Genomic DNA, 2,777 nt, shown 5'->3' with positions numbered 1-2,777 from the left:
GGGTTCTTTGACAAGTGAATCTGTTGAGAAGGGATGCGCAGGCGGCGGATCTTGATGAGCTGGCGGGTCTGGTTCGTTTGGATACTGTACGTTTGGGCATCTTTTACATGTTGCTCTTAACGCCATCTGCGATCTTTCGGGATGGTGGATGGGGTTAGGTTCAATGATTGGGTAGGTGTTTGACGTTGTAGTATCCGTCAATGAGGATCTTTTGGCTTTGGCTGAGAGTTCCGCGAAAAACCTGAGAGTTTGATCCTGGCTCAGAACGAACGCTGGCGGCAGGCCTAACACATGCAAGTCGAACGCACCGCAAGGTGAGTGGCGCACGGGTGAGTAACACGTGGGAATGTACCCTTTGGTTCGGAATAACGTTTGGAAACGAACGCTAATACCGGATGAGCCCTACGGGGGAAAGATTTATCGCCAAAGGAGCAGCCCGCGTCTGATTAGCTAGTTGGTGGGGTAAAGGCCTACCAAGGCGACGATCAGTAGCTGGTCTGAGAGGATGATCAGCCACACTGGGACTGAGACACGGCCCAGACTCCTACGGGAGGCAGCAGTGGGGAATATTGGACAATGGGCGCAAGCCTGATCCAGCCATGCCGCGTGAGTGATGAAGGCCTTCGGGTTGTAAAGCTCTTTCGCACGCGACGATGATGACGGTAGCGTGAGAAGAAGCCCCGGCTAACTTCGTGCCAGCAGCCGCGGTAATACGAAGGGGGCTAGCGTTGTTCGGAATTACTGGGCGTAAAGGGCGCGTAGGCGGCTTATCAAGTCAGGCGTGAAAGCCCCGGGCTTAACCTGGGAACTGCGCTTGAGACTGGTAGGCTTGAGTACCGGAGAGGTAGGTGGAATTCCCAGTGTAGAGGTGAAATTCGTAGATATTGGGAAGAACACCAGTGGCGAAGGCGGCCTACTGGACGGTAACTGACGCTGAGGCGCGAAAGCGTGGGGAGCAAACAGGATTAGATACCCTGGTAGTCCACGCCGTAAACGATGTCGGCTAGACGTTGGGGCCCTTAGGGTTTCAGTGTCGCAGCTAACGCATTAAGCCGACCGCCTGGGGAGTACGGCCGCAAGGTTGAAACTCAAAGGAATTGACGGGGGCCCGCACAAGCGGTGGAGCATGTGGTTTAATTCGAAGCAACGCGCAGAACCTTACCAACCCTTGACATGCCTTGACCGGCGCAGAGATGCGTCTTTCCTTTCGGGGACAGGGACACAGGTGCTGCATGGCTGTCGTCAGCTCGTGTCGTGAGATGTTGGGTTAAGTCCCGCAACGAGCGCAACCCCCACTGTTAGTTGCCATCATTTGGTTGGGCACTCTAGCAGAACTGCCGGTGACAAGCCGGAGGAAGGCGGGGATGACGTCAAGTCCTCATGGCCCTTACGGGTTGGGCTACACACGTGCTACAATGGTGGTGACAGTGGGCAGCAAGCCAGCGATGGTGAGCGAATCTCCAAAAGCCATCTCAGTTCGGATTGCACTCTGCAACTCGGGTGCATGAAGTTGGAATCGCTAGTAATCGCGGATCAGCACGCCGCGGTGAATACGTTCCCGGGCCTTGTACACACCGCCCGTCACACCATGGGAGTTGGCTTTACCTGAAGCCGGTGCGCTAACCGCAAGGAGGCAGCCGACCACGGTACGGTCAGCGACTGGGGTGAAGTCGTAACAAGGTAGCCGTAGGGGAACCTGCGGCTGGATCACCTCCTTTCTAAGGAAGAACCTTCCTGTCGGCCGCAGCCGGGATTATCCTGGTCACCGGTGACTTTGGTCACGCTGGTGGGTCCGCCGTCTCCGCATCCCTTCTCATGGATCAGATAGCTCAAGGCCTGGTGCGCTTTGCACCGGGCTTTTGGTTATTTTGGATCACCGCAAACCTGTCTCAAGGAATTGGGGGCGTAGCTCAGTTGGGAGAGCGCGTGCTTTGCAAGCATGAGGTCGTCGGTTCGATCCCGTCCGCCTCCACCATGTTCCGCCCTGTCAGGGGGTGTTGAGCGGGTGGTCAGGTTTGAGGTGAAGATCCATGGGGAGCAACAGATCGGTTGCCTGAAAGGGTGACTGTAGGCAGCAAGGGCTGCCGGTTCTTGGACATCGTGAAGAAATTGGTTTTGTGAAGTGTGACCGAATGGGTTCCGCTTTGCAGGGAAGCTGGCCTCTTAGCCGAGAAGGCCGGGTTCTGCCCTGTACCAGGGGCAACTGTTGAGCGGATAGTGCTGTTTGTCGTGTTTATGCTGTGTGGGCTTGTCCCTGCGCGTGAGCGTGATGAATGGATCAAGCGTCTTAAGGGCATCTGGTGGATGCCTTGGCACTGAGAGGCGATGAAGGACGTGGCACGCTGCGATAAGTCATGGGGAGCTGCGAGCAAGCTTTGATCCGTGAATTTCCGAATGGGGAAACCCACCTAGCAATAGGTATCCCGCACTGAATACATAGGTGCGGGAAGCGAACCCGGGGAACTGAAACATCTAAGTACCCGGAGGAAAGGACATCAACCGAGACTCCGCTAGTAGTGGCGAGCGAACGCGGACCAGGCCAGTGGTCAATGCGATATAACTGGAACCGTCTGGAAAGTCGGGCCAAAGCGGGTGATAGCCCCGTACAGGTAAAACAGCATTGATCCTCGAGTAGGGCGGGACACGTGAAATCCTGTCTGAACATGGGGGGACCACCCTCCAAGCCTAAGTACTCCTCAGTGACCGATAGTGAACCAGTACCGTGAGGGAAAGGTGAAAAGCACCCCGACGAGGGGAGTGAAACAGCACCTGAAACC

1 tRNA gene and 2 rRNA genes (1 of these 3 cut by a window edge) are annotated in these 2,777 nt (G+C 56.0%); all 3 read left to right on the top strand.

The window, feature by feature from the left end:
* Positions 1–237: 237 nt before the first annotated feature.
* Positions 238–1,718 (top strand): 16S ribosomal RNA (locus AC1Q7F_RS32445).
* Between the two features lie 181 nt (positions 1,719–1,899).
* Positions 1,900–1,975, top strand: a tRNA-Ala gene (locus tag AC1Q7F_RS32440).
* A 301-nt stretch (positions 1,976–2,276) separates the two neighbouring features.
* Positions 2,277–2,777 (top strand): 23S ribosomal RNA (locus AC1Q7F_RS32435); it runs 2,248 nt beyond the window's last position.
* Together the 16S and 23S rRNA genes with 1 tRNA gene alongside form the textbook arrangement of a ribosomal RNA operon.

The organism is Niveispirillum sp. GW835-FHT14G11, assembly GCF_058793615.1.
Note: the sequence above shows the minus strand (reverse complement) of the source record. Positions and strands in the feature narration are given on the sequence as shown.